Raw genomic sequence first — 17974 nt, 5'->3', positions numbered from 1 at the left:
CCCACGATTGCTTTCCAGGGTAAATCCCGATGCTTGGTCATCACCGCCTGGAGCCTTATGTGTTCGTACAACACATTGATTTAAAATGATATTTTTCGATGCATAGCGATGGTCTTGCATCTGTTGACTGGTCTTATTGTGGTTATATAATGGGCTCGCTTTCGCACCGGACCAATCGGCATTGCTACGTAACATGCCCGTCCGGCCCCCCACGATCGTCCAACCGCTGGCGCCAAGTCCATGGAAACCCGTTGGTCTGCCCTGATGCCCGATGCGCGCAATGTGACGCCGCTCTATCTGCAGCTGGCGCGCAACCTTGCTACGGCTATTCACTGCGGCGTGTGGTCTGCCGGCGAGGCTTTGCCCTCGGAGCGCACGCTGTCGGACGCCATCGGCGTGTCGCGCATCACCGCGCGCAAGGCGATCGAGCTGCTCGTGGAGCAGGGACTGATCCGGCGCGCACGCGGCGCGGGCAGCTTCATCACGCCGCGCGTGGAAGATCCGCTTTCGCGCCTCACGGGCTTCACGAAGAAAATGGAGCAGCGTGGCTTCACACCCGACTCGGTGTGGCTCGCGCGCGAGGTACGGCCTGCGCACCGCGAGGAGATCGTGCAGCTCGGCCTTTCGCCGGGCGCCTCGGTCACGAGCCTGCGCCGGCTGCGCCGCGCCGACGGCACCGTGATGGCCGTCGAGCATTCGGCGCTGCCCGTCTCGATCGTGCCGGACCCGGAAGCAATCGAGGGCTCGCTGTATTCGTATCTGGAGCAGCGCCGCGTGCCTGTGGTGCGCGCCCTGCAACACTTTCGCGCGGTCAACGCGACGGGCGAGATCGCCACGCTGATGGGCGTCGAGCCGCGCGCGGCGCTGCTCGTCATCACACGCGTGGGCTTTTCCGCCGATCAGCGCGCCATCGAGCTGACCGACACTTATTGCCGCGACGGCTATTACGACTTCGTTGCGGAGCTGCGCCAATGAGCGCCCCGCGGGAACGGAACGCCGCCGCACACTCTCTCATGCACGTCACCGAAACGTCCTACCGCGCTTTGATGCGCCTCATCGGAAAACTCTCATGCTGAGCGGAAACATACTCACCCCTGAAGGCTGGATCCACGGCACGCTGTCGTTCGAGAACGGACGCATCACCGCGATCACGGGCGAGGCCACCGATCCGGCGAAGAACGACGCGCCCTATATCCTGCCAGGCTTCATCGACCTGCATGTGCACGGCGGCGGCGGCGCCGACGTCATGGAAGCCGGCGACGCGATCGAAACCATCGCGCGCACGCACGCCCGCTACGGCACCACGAGCTTGCTCGCCACCACCATGACCGCGCCGCGCGACGAACTGATGAACGTGGTCGCGGGCCTCGGCAACGTCACGCGCAATCGCACGGCGGGCGGCGCGCGCGTGCTGGGCGTGCACCTCGAAGGCCCGTACATCAACCCCGGCAAGCTCGGCGCGCAGCCCGACGCCGCCGTTTCGGCCGTGCTCGACGAAGTGCTCAAGTACCTCTCGATCGCGCCGATTCGCGTCGTGACGGTGGCGCCCGAGATCGCGGGCCATATCGAGATCATCGGCGAGATGGCGGCGCGCGGCGTGCGCGTGCAGATCGGCCACTCGCTCGCGACCTACGACGACGCCGTGGCCGCGCTCAAGCACGGCGCCTGCGGCTTCACGCACCTCTTCAACGCGATGTCGCCGCTGCATCATCGCAATCCGGGCGTGGTCGGCGCGGCGCTTGCGCACGCCGAGTACGCGGAGATCATTCCCGATTTGCTGCACGTGCATCCCGGTGCGATCCGCGCCGCGCTGCGCGCCATCCCGCGCCTTTATGTGGTGACCGACAGCACTTCGGCCACCGGCATGCCCGACGGCGAATACCGTCTCGGCAGCCAGCACGTGACGAAATGCCTCGGCGGCGTGCGTCTTGCCGACGGCACGCTCGCAGGCAGCACCCTCACCATGGACCAGGCGCTGCGCAACCTCGTCTCGATCGGCCTGCCGATCGCGGACGTGTCCGCGCGTCTGTCGCGCTATGCCGCCGACTACCTCGGCATCGCAGACCGTGGCCGCCTCGTGCGCGGCGCATGGGCCGATGTCAACGTGTTCGATCGCGAGCTGGCGCTCACCGCGACCTACGTCGAAGGAGAATCGATTGTCGAATATGCTTAAAGAAGCGCTGGCCTCGGCCGGCGTCGTCGCCGCGCAGCTCGCGGACACCTCGCGCGTCGAAGCGCTCGCCCGCGCGCTCGAGGCCGAGCCGCGCCACGTTGCGCTCACCGTCGCGCGCGGCAGCTCGGACCATGCGGCGAGCTACTTCGCCGCGCTCACCATGAGCCGCATCGGCGTGCCGGTGGCCACGCTGCCGATGTCGATCGCCACGCTCCAGCAGGCGCCCTTACGTGTACGCGGCCAGTTTGCCCTCGCTTTCTCCCAATCGGGTAGGAGTCCTGATCTCGTCGCGACGATCAAGGCGCTGCGCGAAGCCGGTGCGCTGACGGCGGCAATGGTCAACGTCGCGGGCTCGCCGCTCGCCGAGGCCGCCGGCACGGAACTGCCGCTGCTCGCCGGCCCCGAGCTGAGCGTGGCGGCCACCAAGAGTTATATCGCGATGCTCGCGATGTCGGCGCAGCTCGTCGGCTTCTGGCAGCGCGACGCCGCGTTCCTCGACGCCGTGCGCGCGCTCCCCGACGCGCTCGGTCGCGCGGGCACGCTCGACTGGTCGAAGGCCGTCGAGGAGTTGCGCGACGTTAAACAGATGATTGTTATCGGCCGCGGTCCGGGCCTCGCAATTGCGCAGGAAGCGGCGCTCAAGCTCAAGGAAACGTCGGGCATTCAGGCCGAGGCGTTTTCGAGCGCCGAAGTGCGGCACGGGCCGATGGAGCTGATCGACCGCGATTACCCGCTGCTCGTGTTCGCACCGCGCGGGCCGGAGCAGGCGGGCCTGATCGAGTTTGCCCGCGACATGGAAAAGCGCGGTGCGCGCGTGCTGCTCGCGGCGCCCGCCGACGTGCACGGCGCGGCGTTGCCGCTCGAAACGGCTGCCGATGCGGCGCTCGATCCCATCGCGGCCATTCTGTCGTTCTACGTGATGGCGGCGGGCCTGGCGGCCGCGCGCGGGCGTAATCCCGACGAGCCGCGTTACCTGAACAAAGTCACCGAAACCCACTAGATTGGAAAGCGAATGGAACGCATCGAGGAGTCTCGCCTGATGGATCCGCATACTCGCGTCGAGGGGCACATCGTGCTGGTTTCGCCGCTCACCGGGCCGGTCGTGCCGCTCGCGTCGGTGCCCGATCCGGTGTTCTCGGAAGGCTTGTTCGGCGACGGCATTGGCGTCGACCCGCTCATCGGCCGTGTCGTCGCGCCGTGCGACGGCATCGTCGCGCATCTCGCGCGCACCGGCCACGCGGTCACGCTGCAAACGGCCGAAGGCGCACAGGTGCTCGTGCACGTCGGCATCGACACCGTCGAGCTGAACGGCAAGGGTTTCACGACAAAAGTCGCGCAGGGCGCGCAGGTGCGCCGCGGCGACACGTTGATCGAGTTCGATCTCGACGTGGTGGCGTGCAACGCCCCGAGCCTCGTCTCGGTCGTCGCAATCGCCAACTCGGATGCGTTCGAAGTGGTCGAGCGCGCAGGCGCGGGCCACGTCGAAGCGGGCAAGTCCGCGCTGCTCGTGCTGCGCGTGCGTGACGGCGCAGAGATCAACACGGCCCACGAACTGGTTGCGAACGAAGTGCGCCGCAGCGTGACGCTCACGCATGCGGGCGGCCTTCATGCGCGACCGGCGGCACGGGCGCGCGAAGCGGTGCGCGGCATCGATGCGCGCGTCGAGGTCCGCTTTGGCGAACGCAAGTCCGCCATCGAAAGCGTCGTGGGCCTGCTGGGCCTCGGTGCGGGCGAGGGCGCAACCATTGAACTCGTCGGCATCGGCCGGGAGGCGCAACGCGCCGTGGACGCCGTAGCCAATGAACTGCTGCGCGAAGCGCCCGGCGAGGGCGGCGAAGCGCCGGCGCGGCAGCAGTCGCCCGCGCCCGTGATGCAGGAAACCGCGGCCGCTGCGGCATCTTCAGCCGAGCCGGGCGTGCTCGCGGGCGTGTGCGCGGCGCCGGGCGTCGCGGTGGGCAAGCTGGTGCGCTGGGACGAAGCCGAACTCACGCCGCCCGAACTCGCGAGCGGCTCGTCGGCCGCGGAGAGCCGCCTGCTCGACCAGGCGATCGCCGCTGTGGACGCCGAACTGAACCAGAGCGTGCGCACGGCTTCGCAGCGCGGCGCGATTGGCGAGGCGGGCATTTTCACGATGCACCGCGTGCTGCTCGAAGACCCGACGCTCGTCGACGCAGCGCGCGACGCGATCAGCCTTGGCAAGAGCGCGGGCTACGCGTGGCGCGAAGCGATTCGCGCGCAGATCGCGGTGCTCGGCCAGGTGGACGACCCGCTGCTCGCGGAGCGTGCCGCCGATCTGCGCGACCTCGAAAAGCGTGTGCTGCGCGCGCTCGGTCTTTCGAACACCGCGGCGCGCACGCTGCCCGAAGAAGCCGTGCTCGCCGCCGACGAATTCACACCTTCCGATCTCGCAACACTGGATCGCAAGCGCGTGATGGCGCTCGTGATGGCGCGCGGCGGTGCGACCTCGCACGCGGCGATCATCGCGCGCCAGGCCGGTATTCCGGCGATCGTCGCGCTCGGCGACGCGCTTCACTCGGTGCCCGAAGGCACCGAAGTCGTCATCGATGCGCTCGCAGGCCGCTTTGCCTACACGCCGAGTGCGCTCGACATCGAACGTGCACGCAGCGAGAAGCAGCGCCAGGCCGGCGTGCGCGAAGCGAATCGCCGCACGTCGCACGAGGCCGCTGCCACGCGCGACGGCCATGCAGTGGAAGTCGCCGCGAACATTGCGACGCTGGAAGATGCAAACACCGCGGTGGAAAACGGTGCGGACGCCGTGGGTCTGCTGCGCACGGAACTGCTGTTCATCCATCGCCAGGCTGCGCCTACGGTGGAAGAGCATCTTCAGAGCTACCAGGCCATCACGGACGCGCTCGCGGGCCGCACGGCGATCATTCGTACGCTCGACGTGGGCGCCGACAAGGAAGTCGACTATCTGACGCTGCCGCCCGAGCCGAACCCGGCGTTGGGTCTGCGCGGTATTCGCCTTGCGCAGGTGCGGCCCGATCTGCTGGACGACCAGCTGCGCGGCCTCCTTGCCGTGAAGCCGGTGGGCAAGGTGCGCATCCTGCTGCCGATGGTGACCGACGTGGGCGAACTCGTACGCCTGCGCGAGCGCATCGACACGTTCGCGCGCGAAGCGGGCCGCACCGAGCCGATCGAAGTGGGCGTGATGATCGAAGTGCCTTCGGCGGCGCTGCTCGCGGACCAACTCGCGCGCCATGCGGATTTCCTCTCGATCGGCACCAACGATCTCACGCAGTACACGCTCGCAATGGATCGTTGCCAGCCCGATCTCGCGGCGCAGGCCGACGGCCTGCATCCGGCCGTGCTGCGTCTCGTGGCAGCGGCGGTCGAGGGCGCGAACAAGCACGGCAAGTGGGTGGGCGTATGCGGTGCGCTGGCGGGCGATCCGCTCGCGGTGCCGCTGCTCATCGGTCTCGGTGTGACGGAACTCTCCGTCGATCCGGTTTCCGTGCCCTCGATCAAGGCGCGCGTGCGCAAGCTCGACTACAACGATTGTCGCGAGCGCGCTAAAAATGCGCTCGCGCTCGAATCGGCACAAGCCGTGCGTGCGGCAAGCCGCGAAAGCTGGCCACTCGATTGATGGTTTCTGTTTCACCCACCCTAAGCAATCCTTAAAAACACGCCGGCGTGCGCAGCGATCGCGCGCCGGCCTCTCTCACCCACACACGTCAAGCAAGAGATAGAGACTGGAGGCAGTTCAATGGATGGCAATCCGTTTCTCAAGATACAAAGCCTCGGCCGCGCGCTGATGCTTCCCATCGCAGTGCTGCCGGTCGCCGGCATCCTGCTTCGCTTCGGCCAGGCCGACATGCTCAACATCAAGATCATCGCCGACGCGGGCGGCGCGATCTTCGATAACCTGCCGTTGCTGTTTGCGATCGGCATCGCCGTGGGCTTCGCGAAGGACAACAACGGCGTAGCCGGCCTCGCGGGCGCGCTGGGCTATCTGGTTCAGACCGCCGTGATGAAGGACATCAACGACAAGCTCAACATGGGCGTGCTGTCGGGCGTGGTGGCCGGTGTCGTCGCGGGCATGCTGTACAACCGCTTCAAGGACATCAAGCTGCCCGAGTTCCTCGCGTTCTTCGGCGGCAAACGCTTCGTGCCGATCGTCACCGGGCTCACGTGTCTCGTGCTCGGCATCGTGTTCGGCTTTGTGTGGGGACCGGTGCAGGGCGTGATCGACACCGCCGGCCACTGGCTCACCACGGCGGGCGCGATCGGCACCTTCGTGTACGGCTTGCTCAACCGCCTGTTGCTTGTCACGGGTCTGCACCACATCCTCAACTCGCTCGTGTGGTTCGTGTTCGGCTCGTTCACGCCGGCAGCCGGCGGCGCTGCCGTGACGGGCGACCTGCACCGCTTCTTCGCGGGCGACCCCACGGCGGGCAGCTTCATGGCCGGCTTCTTCCCGGTGATGATGTTCGGCCTGCCGGCAGCGTGCCTCGCCATGTTGCACGAAGCGCCGAAGGACAAGCGCGCGATGGTGGGCGGCCTGCTGTTCTCGATGGCGCTCACCTCGTTCCTCACGGGCGTGACCGAGCCGATCGAGTTCACGTTCATGTTCCTCGCGCCCGTGCTCTACGCGATCCATGCGGTGCTCACGGGGCTGTCGCTGGCGATCTGCTCGCTGCTTGGCATCAAGCTCGGCTTCACGTTCTCTGCGGGCGCGATCGACTACGTGCTGAACTACGGGCTCTCCACGCATGGCTGGTATGCAATTCCGCTCGGCGTGGTCTATGCGGTCGTGTACTACGGGCTGTTCCGCTTCTTCATCCGCCGCTTCAACCTGCCCACGCCGGGCCGCGAAGCCTCGGCGGGCGATACGGCCATCGCCTCGACGATGTCGGGCGTTGCGGTCGCGGCTGGCGGCGCGGCAACGGCGGCGTCGCTCTCGCGTGCTGCGCGTTACATCGATGCGCTCGGCGGCGCGGCCAACCTCAAGGTGGTCGACGCGTGCACGACGCGTCTGCGTCTCTCGGTGGTTGATCCGGCCCATGTTTCGGAGCCGGCGTTGAAGGCAATCGGTGCGCGCGGCGTGCTCAAGCGCGGCGGCGAAAGCGTGCAGGTCATCATCGGGCCGGAGGCGGATATCATCGCCGATGAAATTCGCGGCGAGATCGCGCGTGGCGGTGCCGCGGCCAGCAAGCCGGCTGCTGCAGCGCAAGTTGTTCCGGCTGCTCATGCTGCTCAGGCTGCTCAGGCCGACGCGAGCGCTGCTGTCGCGCAGGGGCCGCTCGATCCGAATCCGTCGCGTTGGCTCGCGGTGTTCGGCGGCGTCGCCAATATCGTTTCGCTCGACGCGGTAGCGGCCACACGCCTGCGCGTGATCGTGCGCGACCCGGCGGCCGTGGATCGCGAGAAGCTCGGCACGCTCGACGTGGCGTGGATTTCGGCGGATACGCTGCACATCGTGGTCGGCGACGCCGCGCCGCGTTATGCACGTGAACTGGCGCTTCAGCCGGCGTAATCGATTCGCGGTATGCCGATGAAAAACGCCGCAGCGTATGCTGCGGCGTTTTTGTTTTCGGTGTCTCTAAACGGCATCGACGCTTAGTACAACGTATGCTGGTTGTCCCGTATGACGTCAGCGGTAATCTTGCCGCGCATGACGCGATAGACCCACGCCGTATAACCGAGCACGATCGGCAGGAAAATGATGACGGCAACGAGCATGATCTCGAGCGTCATCTTGCTCGAAGTCGCGTCCCAGACCGTCAGGCTCGAACGCGGGTCGAGCGACGAGGGCATGATGAACGGAAACATCGAGAAGCCCGCGGTGAGAATCACGCCGACGATCTGCAGCCCCGTGCTCAGGAACGCAAGCCGCTCGAAGCGTGAACCCGCGAGTGCGAACGCGAGCAAGCCGCCAAGCACGCCCAGGAGAGGGGCGAGCGCCATCCACGGATAGAGCCCGTAGTTCGCGAGCCAGAGCCCCGGCCCGGAATCGACGCTCTTGAGGAGCGGATTGGCCACCGTGTCGAGAGGCGCGGGCGACGTGATCGTATAGCCGCCGATGAGCGTCGCCACGAGCGCGCCCGCCACGAGGAACAACACGATCGTGAGCCCCGCGAACAGGCGCAGCGCCTTCGAGGCGCGCATCGCAACGACACCATCGCTCTTGAGCTTCAGGAACGCCGCGCCGTGCGCGGTGAGCATGCAAAGACTCACCAGCCCGCAGACCAGTGCGAACGGATTGAGGAGGGCAAAGAAGCTGCCGTGATACGTCACGCGCAGGTCCGTGTCATAGGCGAACGGCACGCCCTGGAGCAGATTGCCGAACGCCACGCCAAACACGAGCGCGGGCACGAAGCCGCCGATGAAGAGGCCGTAGTCCCAGCCCTGACGCCATCTCACATCCACGCGCTTGCCGCGATAGTCGAAGCCCACGGGCCGGAAAAACAGCGCGAAGAGCACGAGGAGCATGGCGAAGTAGAAGCCCGAGAACGACGCCGCGTAGGCGAGCGGCCAGGCGGCGAACATCGCGCCGCCCGCGGTGATGAACCAGACCTGGTTGCCTTCCCACGTCGCGCCCACCGTGTTGATGACGATGCGGCGTTCCTCGTCGGTCTTGCCGACGAAGGGCAGCAGCACGGCCGCGCCCATATCGAAGCCGTCTGTCACCGCAAAGCCGATCAGCAGCACACCGATCAGCACCCACCAGATCAACTTGAGCGTTGCGTAATCCATGGCGTGTTCCCTCGCGGTTTTCGTTGTGTAGCGCCGATCACGTGACCTTGCCGTCGGTCGCGAGCGTCGCCGTCTGCTCGTGGAAGTAACGACCGGTATGCAGCGACGACGGCCCGAGGCGCGCGTACTTGAACATCAACGTGATCTCGATGATGAAGAGCACCGTGTAGAAGATTACGAAGCCCGCGATGCTCAGCATCACGTCGCCGGGCGCGAGGCTCGAAGCCGAAAGGCGCGTGGGCAGCACCTCCGCGATGGTCCATGGCTGGCGCCCCGTTTCCGCGACGACCCAGCCGAACTCGGCGGCGAGCCACGGCAGTGGGATCGCCACCAGCGCCCAGCGGAGGAACCAGCGGCGGTTTTCCTTGAGCAGCGAGCGCTGCGCGCAGAACAAGAAGGCGAGCACGAAGGTCACGAGAAAAAGGATGCCAAGGCTGACCATCACGCGGAACGACCAGAACACGGGGGCAACGGGCGGGATCGCCGTTCTCGACGCGGCCCTGATCTGCTCGGAGGTCGCATCGACGACGTTCGGCGTGAACTGCTTCAGGAGCAGGCCGTAGCCGAGGTCGGCCTTGTGCGCTTCGAACACGTCGCGCGTCTCGGTGTCGGCGGTGCCTTCTTTCATCTTCTGCAGCGCGGCGTACGCGAGCATGCCGTTGCGGATGCGCACTTCGGCGCGGCCCATCAGGTCTTTCAGGCCAATCACGGGTGTGTCGATCGAGCGCGTGGCGATGATGCCCATGAGCCAGGGAATGCGGATCGCGTAGTCGGTGCGCTCTTCCTTCTGGTTGGGCAGGCCGAACAGCGTGAACGGCGCCGGGGCGGGCGCGGTCTCCCATTCGGATTCGATGGCGGCGAGCTTGACTTGCTGCACGACGCCGTCGGTGTAGCCCGATTCGTCGCCGAGGATCAGCACGCACAGCGTGGACGCAAGGCCAAAGCCCGCGGCGATCGCGTACGAGCGCAGTGCGAACTCCACATCGCGTCGGCGCAGCAGGTACCACGACGAAATGCCGAGCACGAACATTGACGCCGTCACGTAGCCGGCGGAAACCGTGTGCACGAACTTCACCTGCGCGACGGGGTTGAAAATCACATGGAACAGGCTGGTGAGTTCCATGCGCATGGTTTCGTAGTTGAACGCCGCGCCCACGGGGTTCTGCATCCAGCCGTTGGCGATCAGAATCCACAGCGCCGAAAGATTCGAGCCGAGCGCGACGAGAAACGTGGTGAACAGGTGCGCGCCTTTCGACAGGCGATTCCAGCCGAAAAAGAACAACCCGACAAAGGTCGATTCGAGGAAGAACGCGGCGAGCCCTTCCACGGCGAGCGGCACGCCGAAGATGTCGCCCACGTAGTGCGAGTAGTACGACCAGTTGGTGCCGAACTGGAACTCCATCGTGAGGCCGGTGGTGACGCCCATCGCAAAGTTGATGGCGAAGAGCTTGCCCCAAAACTGCGTCATGTCCTTGTAGATCACCTTGCCGGTCATCACGTACACAGACTCCATGATGACGAGCAGCCACGAGAGGCCGAGCGTGAGCGGCACGAAGAGGAAGTGGTAGAGCGCGGTGATGGCGAACTGAAGACGCGAGAGTTCCACCGATTCAATCGCGGGCATGACGGTCTCCTCGTTGTGGCGGCGTGGCCGGAGCTTGGGACACGGACGGCTGGGGCCTTGATGCCATGGGCACGGCCAGGATGGCCTGCGCGACAGCGGCAGGCGGCATGTTCATGTCTTCTGCCTGCGGGTGATTGAAGAATGCGTATTTGAGCGCCATCAGCAGGACAAGCTTGATGACGAGAACGAGGGCGATATCGCGCGCAAAGGTGGGGCCGCGCATCCACTGAAGGATGCGCGTGCGCAGCAACGACGGTGCGCGCTGGCGTTGACCGGATGCCGGGATCATGACGACGGGTGCCCTCGAACGCGTTACGAGGCCAGACCGCGGCGCGGCCTCTGGCTCACCACCTCGAAATCATCTTAGGGTGGAATCAGCGCGGCCGGTGCGAAGGTGCGCAGCTTTCGCAGCGCGCAAAAGAAAAACCCCGTTCGCGGGAACGGGGTTTTCGGTTTGGCTTTTAGACCTGCTGCGGCTTACGCGTACTCGGCGAGCGCGGTGCGCATCTTCTTCATGGCGCTTGCTTCGATCTGGCGAATGCGCTCAGCCGAAACGCCGAACTCGTCGGCCAGTTCGTGCAGGGTCGAGCCGCCCGAACCGTCGTCGTCGACGTTGAGCCAGCGCGCCTCGATGATGCGGCGGCTGCGCGCGTCGAGCGCTTCCAGCGCGCTCGCAATGCCGTCAGACTGCAGGCGGTCGCGCGAACGTGCGGCCAGCACGGCGCTCGGCTCGTTATGCGAGTCGGCGAGCCAGGCGATCGGGGCGTACGACTCCTCGCCGTCCTCGGTCTGGCCTTCGAGCGCGATGTCGGCGCCCGACAGGCGCGTTTCCATCTCCACGACCTCTTCGCGCTTCACGTTCAGTTCCTGCGCGAGGCCGTCGATTTCCTCCGGCGTGAACGACTGCAGGCCCTGCTTGTGGCTGCGCAGGTTGAAGAACAGCTTGCGCTGCGCCTTGGTCGTGGCGACTTTCACCATGCGCCAGTTGCGCAGGATGTATTCGTGGATCTCAGCCTTGATCCAGTGCATCGCGTACGACACGAGCCGCACGTTCTGCTCGGGGTCGAAGCGCTTCACGGCCTTCATCAGACCGATGTTGCCTTCCTGGATCAGGTCGGCGTGCGGCAGGCCGTAGCCTAGATAATTACGCGCAATCGACACGACGAGGCGCAGGTGCGACAGCACCAGGCGGCGCGCACCTTCAAGATTGTTTTGCTCGCGAAACTCGGTCGCGAACTGACGCTCTTCCTGGGGCGTCAGCATCGGGATCCGGTTCACGGCTTGAATATAGGCGTCGATGTTGCCCAGCTGGCCGGGCAACAGGGAAGCATTCGCGAGCGCCAATGAGCCCCCGGCCTTGGCCGACGACGGGCTCAGCGTACTCGGAAGGGTCATGGTCATTGCGTTGCTCACGTAGCGAACTCCTCAGGAATCTTGCAAAAGTCAGACACCGACTCCACGGTGGATGTTAGCACTCTGAATCACCGAGTGCTAATACTTGGAGTCTGTAGGGGCTTCAAGGTTCCTTGATTCCTATCGAAATTGTTGTATCGATAGATTACACTAAACGCCGGCAGTCAAGCGGGGCGGGGCTTGGCGCCCGGCGCAGGCCAGCGCACAGGGCAGGCCGAAGGAACACTCTAGAACGGGTCAGCAGTCCGGCGCGGGGGCGCGGGAGATAAAGGGTTGAATCAAGGGGGCTCTCGACGGAGCCGCGCAGCGCTCGGACTTTGCCACAGAATCCGATGAATAGACATCAGACGAAGCTGAAAGTGCTGCGCTGCGACATCAGGGCGCGGCTGCGGGGATGCAGCTGCCGCCATGCGAAGTTTTCACCGGACGCGTGGCTTATGCGCCATACATGGGGGTGTTGTCTTTGATCGCAAGTATCCTTGCGTGAAATCCTGGTATAAATTTCAGCCAGACATATGCGGAAAATCTTCGGCGTGGGGCTGCGCTCAGGCGCGGGCCGGCGCGCAAGGGGCTTGAGCGATGGCGGCAAAACTAATCGATGCGATTCGCGGACTTGAGCGCGAGCGCTTTCGCGCGATGGTTGATGGCGACGGCACGTCGCTGGACCAGTTGCTGTCCGATCACGCGACCTTCGTCCACACCAACGGCAAACGCGAGACCAAGCAGCAGTTCATCGATGCGATCACGGCGGGCCGCCGCCGCTACCGCCAGATCGAGATCCAGTCGCAGGACGTGTTTCAAGCCGGAAACGAGGCCTGCGTGGTTTCCGGGCGCGTGCTGATCGAGATGGAAGCGAACAACGGTGCGCTGCTCTTTCCTATTGCCTATACGGCGATCCAGACGCAAGAGGGTGGTCACTGGCGTCTGCTCGCATGGCAGGCGACGCGTTGCGCGATCGAGTGACGACCGGTAAGTCCACTCGCTGGAGCGCCGCTTAGGCGCTTCAGGCGCACGCCGGCGGCCCGTTTTGCCGCCGGCGCTCAACATGCCGCCGATTTCCCTGCTTGACTTCAAACTGCCTGGGTTGCTGCGCGCGGTCGGCGTCAGGCCGCCACGCGCTCTTCTATACGCGTCCAGGCCGCACGATTCACTGCGCTGACCACCGCCGCCACGCAGGCATGGACCGCGTCATCACCCACGCCCACGCCGTGGCGCAGCGGCTGGCCACCCACACGCGCACCGACGAATACGGCCGTGCCACCCTGCGCCGTACGTTCGCTCTCGAACGAGGTAATTTCGATACGCTCGCCCGCCGTTGCCGCGATTGCGGCGGCCACGGCTTGCGCATGCGCCTCGTCGGCGTTCGCGGCAGCCGGCATGGCCACGTCGCGGCCTTCCCAGCGCACCCGGCCTGAACCCACGTTGGCGGCCGGCCCGCGCGTTTCGAAGTACTCACGCGCGAACAGCGCGCAGACGGCATCGCCCGTGATTTCCTCGCCCGACGTATCGGCGACGGTCTGTACGGCGTGGCTGAACTCGATCTGCACACGGCGCGGCGGCGTGAAGCCCATGCCGCGCTCGAGCAGATACGTCGCGCCGCCCTTGCCCGACTGGCTGTTCACGCGGATCACCGCGTCATAGCTGCGGCCGAGATCGGCGGGATCGATCGGGAGATAGGGCACTTCCCAGACCGCGTCGGGCCGTTGCTGCGCGAAGCCCTTGCGGATCGCGTCCTGGTGCGAGCCCGAGAACGCCGTGAACACGAGGTCGCCTGCATACGGATGGCGCGGGTGCACGGGCAGCTGGTTGCAGCGCTCGACCACGCGGCGCACGGCGTCGATGTCGGAGAAGTCGAGGCCCGGGTCGATGCCCTGGGTGTAGAGGTTCATCGCGAGCGTGACGAGATCGACGTTGCCGGTGCGTTCGCCATTGCCGAACAGGCAGCCTTCGATGCGATCCGCGCCCGCGAGCAGCGCCATTTCGGCGGCGGCCACCGCCGTGCCGCGGTCGTTATGCGGATGTACCGAGAGGACGATGCTGTCGCGGTACGCGAGGTTGCGGTCCATCCACTCGATCTGGTCGGCGTAGACATTGGGCATCGCCGCTTCGACGGTCGCCGGGAGATTCACGATCATCTTGTGATCGCGCGTGGGGCGCCACGTCTGGGCCACCGCATCGCACACTTCGCGCGCGAAGGTCAGCTCGGTCATGCTGAACGTTTCGGGCGAATATTGGTAAATCCAGTGTGTTTGCGGGTTTTTGTCGGCATGTTCGCGGATAATGCGCGTGCCTTCGACCGCGAGCGCCTTCACTTCGTCCTTCGACTGGCCGAACACGATCTTGCGGAACGACGGGCAGATCGCGTTGTAAAGGTGGACGATCGCGCGCGGCACGCCTTCGAGCGCTTCGAACGTGCGGGCGATCAGTTCTTCGCGCGACTGCACGAGCACTTCGATCGTCACGTCCGCGGGAATGCGCTTTTCTTCGATGAGCTTGCGCACGAAATCGAAGTCGGTCTGCGAAGCCGACGGAAAGCCGACTTCGATTTCCTTGAAGCCGATCGCGACGAGCATCTCGAAAAACTCGGTCTTCTGCTCGATGCTCATCGGCTCGATCAGCGACTGGTTGCCGTCGCGCAGGTCGGTACTCATCCAGATCGGCGCGCGTTCGACGGTGCGCGTCGGCCATTTACGGCCGTTCAAGCGGATGGCGGGGAAGGGGCGGTACTTCTCGGCGGGATTACGCAACATGACGAGCCTCGTTCTTCGTGTTGTCGTATGCGATGGCGGTCGGCAGCGGGCGGCTGGCGGGCTGGCGACGGAGCACGATGCGCGAAACTTCATGCGTACGGGCGGCAACCGCGGACGCGAAGAAGACGGCCACGGTGACGGCGGTAGCCGGCGCGGCGACAGCGGACGTAAACGATGCCCATGCAACGTGCATTTTGACCTCGCGACTCGTCCGGACGGTAAGCGGACGAATGCAGACGACAGGTTGTAGAGATACAGCGGATTTGGGGTACTGCGAGAACTGCTTGGGGAGGACCGCGGTGACCGGAGAGGGGGTCGTTGCGGCGCTACACCAGCTTTAGGCTAGGCGTAGCGATAGGGCCGATAGTCGGCCGAGGGTAATTCGGAGGGTGTTCGGGTAGGAACGCATTCGTCCAATGTAAAACAGGGCGGACGCGTGTGTCAACAGGGAATTTGCAGATTGAGCGCGCGACGATGTGTGAAGATAGCCGACGAAGCGCGCCGATGCGCTTGTGCTCGTTGCGTGGATCGCCCGCTCCGCACGGCTTTCAGCGGATTGGGCGATGTGCTTTGGGTTCGAACGTTAGCGCTTCGCGATGCGCTTGATCGTCTCGATCTGACGCGCGATGGCGTCGGGCACCGGTGCTTCGCCACGCAGCACCGCTTCGATCCATGCCGCCGTAGTGGGCGCGTCGCGACCTTCCGGAAGATCGATTTCGGGCGCGCCAGGCGATGAACGCTCCGGCTCGATCAGCGTCTCGCAGATGCCGTCGTGCAGCCAGTCGACCTGCACCTGGCGGCGCGTGTCCGCCACGGCTTCGCCCTCGGTGCCGCGCGCGAGCAGCGCACCGCCAACGGCGGCTTCCGGATGCGCCACAAAGAGGGCGCTCAGGCTTTCGCGGTACGGCGGGTGCGTGTAGTTCACGAGGCGCAGGCCCGGCTCGGCGAACGGCTGAAGCAGCTTCACGAGCGTATGCGTGGAATTGCGCACGCCCATGCGCCGGCGCAGCGACAGCAGCCGCGCGAGCTTGGGCGCGAGCGTTTCGATCGATGAAAACGCCACGCGGCTCGACGCCAGTTGCGCTTCGATGTCGGCGTGATTGTGGGCTTCGGGCCGGTTCAGCGCCGCGAAGATTTCCGCGCTCGTCACGCGGCCCGCGTCGGTGGTGACGCCGTGCACGAGCGTTGGCACGCCTTCGCGCGCGAGCAGCAGGGCGAGCAGCGGCACGAGATTGGGTTGTTTGCGCGCGCCGTTGTAGCTTGGGATCGACACGGGCCGATAGTCGCCTGCTGGCACCGCGAGCGGCGCGAACGAGGCGTGCGCGGCGCGCAGCATGGCGGCCAGTTCATCGGCGGTTTCGCCCTTGAGGCGGTAGGCGAGCAGCACCGCGCCCAGCTCCAGTTCGGGCACACGGCCGTCGAGCATTGCGGCGTAGAGCGCGTGCGTGTCTTCGGACGAGAGCGAGCGCGCGCCGTTCGGTCCGCGGCCAATCTCCTTGATAAAGCGGGCGCACGGGAAGATGTCGGTCGAGTCGGCGATGGTCATGGGCGAGCGCGGTTCGTTCGACGGCGTGCGGCGCGCCGCCGTCGTATTGAAATGGGGGATGCGAGAAGTATCGCACGAGCACCCCATGCCTCGCCGGCCACGCCAGCGCCCGCTTCTGGTCAGCCCCCTCCGCGAAGGCTGCTTGAAGGCTTCGCCGCGCGTGCTCACCGTCGCGCGTTACACTCGCGATTGCTCTGGCGTGCAAGCCGCGCCTCACGCCTTACACGCCCTAAAGATCTACAGGCCCGCGTGCCTCGCGCACGCTCCATCACAAAGACGGAGAACTTCATGACGTACGTATTCGAACCGGCGGCGCTCGCCTCGGTGCCGGTGGCCGGCAGCGACTCGCGTTTCCCCGTGCGGCGCATCTACTGCGTTGGCCGCAACTACGAAGCGCATGCGCGCGAGATGGGCCACGATCCGAACCGTGAACCGCCGTTCTTCTTCTCCAAACCTGCCGACGCCGTGCTCTACGTCGCGCCCGGTTCGACCGCCGAGTTTCCGTATCCCGCGCAATCGAAGAACGTGCACTTCGAGATGGAACTGGTCGCGGCGATTGGCAAGGGCGGCAAGGATATTCCGGTCGCCAGCGCGCTCGACCATGTCTACGGCTACGCGCTCGGGCTCGACATGACGCGCCGCGACTTGCAGGCTGAAGCGAAGAAGCTCGGTCGTCCGTGGGATACCGCCAAGGGCTTCGATCATTCGGCGCCCATCGGCCCGATCCATCCGGTTTCGAAAATCGGCCAGCTCGAGAAGGGAGAAATCTGGCTCGCGGTCAACGGCGAGGAAAAGCAGCGCTCGGACATCTCGCAGATGATCTGGCCGGTTGCCGACACGATCGCGTTCCTTTCGACGCTGTTCGAGCTGAAGGCCGGTGATCTGATCTATACGGGCACGCCCGAGGGCGTGGGTGCCGTCGTGAAGGGCGACCTGATGACGGGCGGTGTGGCAGGCATCGGCGAATTCGCCGTGCGGGTCGTCTGAGCGGCGCGGTCCGCATCAGGATTCAAGAGGAGCAAGAGAGGAGCATGAAGCTTTACAGCTATTTCCGCAGTTCGGCATCGTATCGAGTGCGTATTGCGCTGAATCTGAAGAACCTGTCGTACGAGTACGTGCCGGTCCATCTCGTGCGCGATGGCGGCGAGCAGCTCAAGCCCGCCTATCGCCAGGTCAATCCCGACGCGATCGTGCCGGCGTTCGTCGACGACGAAGGGCACACGCTGCAGCAGTCGCTCGCGATCATCGAGTATCTGGAGGAGACGCATCCCGAGCCGCCGCTGCTGCCGAAGTCGCCCGCCGATCGTGCGCACGTTCGCTCGCTTGCGCTGCAGGTGGCGTGTGAGATTCATCCGGTGGACAACCTGCGCGTGCTGAAGTACCTCAAGCACAGCGTTGGCGCGGACGACGCGACGAAAGACGCGTGGTACCGCCACTGGATCGAGGCGGGCTTCGAGACGTTGGAACAGCGGCTCGCCAGCGATCCGCGCACCGGCAAGCTCTCGTTTGGCGACACGCCCACCGTTGCCGATCTTTGCATCGTGCCGCAGGTCTACAACGCGAACCGGTTCAAGATCGACACGACGCGCTACCCGACCATTCAGCGCATCAACGACTACGCGCTCACGCTCGACGCGTTCGCACGCGCCGCGCCGGGCGTGCAGCCGGATTCGGAGTGAGCGTCTGACCGGCGTACGTCGGCTGCGCCAATGAAAAAGGGCGTCGTTCGTGAGAACGACGCCCTTTGTGTA

14 protein-coding genes are annotated in these 17974 nt (G+C 65.5%); 8 read left to right on the top strand and 6 right to left on the bottom strand.

Translation table 11 applies throughout. From position 1 onward, the window contains the following. Window positions 1-240: 240 nt before the first annotated feature. From U5A58_RS00460 to nagE, 5 genes are all read left to right on the top strand, one after another. A complete protein-coding gene (locus tag U5A58_RS00460) occupies window positions 241-975 on the top strand; it encodes a GntR family transcriptional regulator (RefSeq protein WP_321934353.1) in 735 nt (244 codons plus the stop codon). A gap of 94 nt (window positions 976-1069) precedes the next feature. Further along, entirely contained in the window at window positions 1070-2173 is a 1104-nt protein-coding gene (gene nagA / locus U5A58_RS00455; protein WP_321959904.1) for an N-acetylglucosamine-6-phosphate deacetylase, read from the top strand. Further along, complete coding sequence (locus U5A58_RS00450; protein WP_321934512.1) at window positions 2166-3173, top strand: SIS domain-containing protein; 1008 nt, start codon at window positions 2166-2168, stop codon at window positions 3171-3173. The genes nagA and U5A58_RS00450 overlap by 8 nt, the downstream gene beginning before the upstream one ends. A gap of 12 nt (window positions 3174-3185) precedes the next feature. After that, the gene (ptsP, locus tag U5A58_RS00445) at window positions 3186-5780 is read left to right on the top strand and encodes a phosphoenolpyruvate--protein phosphotransferase (RefSeq protein ID WP_321959903.1); all 2595 of its coding nucleotides are present in this window, start codon (window positions 3186-3188) and stop codon (window positions 5778-5780) included. Window positions 5781-5900: 120 nt separating this feature from the next. Next, window positions 5901-7670: an N-acetylglucosamine-specific PTS transporter subunit IIBC gene (gene nagE, locus U5A58_RS00440; RefSeq protein ID WP_321959902.1), complete on the top strand. Its 1770-nt coding sequence runs from the start codon at window positions 5901-5903 to the stop codon at window positions 7668-7670. 83 nt (window positions 7671-7753) lie between these two features. On the opposite strand, the gene cydB is transcribed toward nagE, so the two are convergent. The 4 genes from cydB to rpoH all read right to left on the bottom strand — a co-directional run bounded on the left by cydB (window position 7754) and on the right by rpoH (window position 11927). Next, the gene (gene cydB / locus U5A58_RS00435; protein ID WP_321959901.1) at window positions 7754-8890 is read right to left on the bottom strand and encodes a cytochrome d ubiquinol oxidase subunit II; all 1137 of its coding nucleotides are present in this window, start codon (window positions 8888-8890) and stop codon (window positions 7754-7756) included. A gap of 37 nt (window positions 8891-8927) precedes the next feature. After that, window positions 8928-10514: a cytochrome ubiquinol oxidase subunit I gene (locus tag U5A58_RS00430; RefSeq protein WP_321959900.1), complete on the bottom strand. Its 1587-nt coding sequence runs from the start codon at window positions 10512-10514 to the stop codon at window positions 8928-8930. After that, a complete protein-coding gene (gene cydP / locus U5A58_RS00425; protein ID WP_321959899.1) occupies window positions 10501-10803 on the bottom strand; it encodes a cytochrome oxidase putative small subunit CydP in 303 nt (100 codons plus the stop codon). The genes U5A58_RS00430 and cydP overlap by 14 nt, the downstream gene beginning before the upstream one ends. 188 nt (window positions 10804-10991) lie before the next feature. After that, window positions 10992-11927: an RNA polymerase sigma factor RpoH gene (gene rpoH, locus U5A58_RS00420; protein WP_321959898.1), complete on the bottom strand. Its 936-nt coding sequence runs from the start codon at window positions 11925-11927 to the stop codon at window positions 10992-10994. 579 nt (window positions 11928-12506) lie between these two features. Here rpoH and U5A58_RS00415 point away from each other — a divergent pair. After that, complete coding sequence (locus tag U5A58_RS00415; protein ID WP_321959897.1) at window positions 12507-12890, top strand: nuclear transport factor 2 family protein; 384 nt, start codon at window positions 12507-12509, stop codon at window positions 12888-12890. A gap of 140 nt (window positions 12891-13030) precedes the next feature. Here the strand turns inward: U5A58_RS00415 and leuA are convergent, their stop codons facing one another. Further along, window positions 13031-14677 carry a 2-isopropylmalate synthase gene (gene leuA, locus U5A58_RS00410; RefSeq protein ID WP_321959896.1) on the bottom strand — a complete coding sequence of 549 codons (1647 nt, stop codon included), beginning with the start codon at window positions 14675-14677 and terminating at the stop codon, window positions 13031-13033. A 583-nt stretch (window positions 14678-15260) separates the two neighbouring features. Then, on the bottom strand, window positions 15261-16223 hold the full coding sequence (ybiB, locus tag U5A58_RS00405) for a DNA-binding protein YbiB (protein ID WP_321959895.1): 963 nt from the start codon (window positions 16221-16223) through the stop codon (window positions 15261-15263). A gap of 288 nt (window positions 16224-16511) precedes the next feature. Between ybiB and U5A58_RS00400 the strand changes: the two genes are divergently transcribed. Then, window positions 16512-17210, top strand: coding sequence for a fumarylacetoacetate hydrolase family protein (locus U5A58_RS00400; protein ID WP_321959894.1), 699 nt, complete (start codon window positions 16512-16514; stop codon window positions 17208-17210). Between the two features lie 44 nt (window positions 17211-17254). Further along, the gene (gene maiA, locus U5A58_RS00395) at window positions 17255-17902 is read left to right on the top strand and encodes a maleylacetoacetate isomerase (protein WP_321959893.1); all 648 of its coding nucleotides are present in this window, start codon (window positions 17255-17257) and stop codon (window positions 17900-17902) included. Window positions 17903-17974: the final 72 nt, after the last annotated feature.

The organism is Paraburkholderia sp. J7 (assembly GCF_905220155.1).
Lineage (GTDB): Bacteria > Pseudomonadota > Gammaproteobacteria > Burkholderiales > Burkholderiaceae > Paraburkholderia.
Note: the sequence above shows the minus strand (reverse complement) of the source record. Positions and strands in the feature narration are given on the sequence as shown.

Bases quoted from the DNA above. Each gene is read 5' to 3' on its own strand.
- U5A58_RS00460 (WP_321934353.1), top strand. From the start codon at position 241: ATGGAAACCCGTTGGTCTGCCCTGATGCCCGATGCGCGCAATGTGACG.
- nagA (WP_321959904.1), top strand. From the start codon at position 1,070: ATGCTGAGCGGAAACATACTCACCCCTGAAGGCTGGATCCACGGCACG.
- U5A58_RS00450 (WP_321934512.1), top strand. From the start codon at position 2,166: ATGCTTAAAGAAGCGCTGGCCTCGGCCGGCGTCGTCGCCGCGCAGCTC.
- ptsP (WP_321959903.1), top strand. From the start codon at position 3,186: ATGGAACGCATCGAGGAGTCTCGCCTGATGGATCCGCATACTCGCGTC.
- nagE (WP_321959902.1), top strand. From the start codon at position 5,901: ATGGATGGCAATCCGTTTCTCAAGATACAAAGCCTCGGCCGCGCGCTG.
- cydB (WP_321959901.1), bottom strand. From the start codon at position 8,890: ATGGATTACGCAACGCTCAAGTTGATCTGGTGGGTGCTGATCGGTGTG.
- U5A58_RS00430 (WP_321959900.1), bottom strand. From the start codon at position 10,514: ATGCCCGCGATTGAATCGGTGGAACTCTCGCGTCTTCAGTTCGCCATC.
- cydP (WP_321959899.1), bottom strand. From the start codon at position 10,803: ATGATCCCGGCATCCGGTCAACGCCAGCGCGCACCGTCGTTGCTGCGC.
- U5A58_RS00415 (WP_321959897.1), top strand. From the start codon at position 12,507: ATGGCGGCAAAACTAATCGATGCGATTCGCGGACTTGAGCGCGAGCGC.
- leuA (WP_321959896.1), bottom strand. From the start codon at position 14,677: ATGTTGCGTAATCCCGCCGAGAAGTACCGCCCCTTCCCCGCCATCCGC.
- ybiB (WP_321959895.1), bottom strand. From the start codon at position 16,223: ATGACCATCGCCGACTCGACCGACATCTTCCCGTGCGCCCGCTTTATC.
- U5A58_RS00400 (WP_321959894.1), top strand. From the start codon at position 16,512: ATGACGTACGTATTCGAACCGGCGGCGCTCGCCTCGGTGCCGGTGGCC.
- maiA (WP_321959893.1), top strand. From the start codon at position 17,255: ATGAAGCTTTACAGCTATTTCCGCAGTTCGGCATCGTATCGAGTGCGT.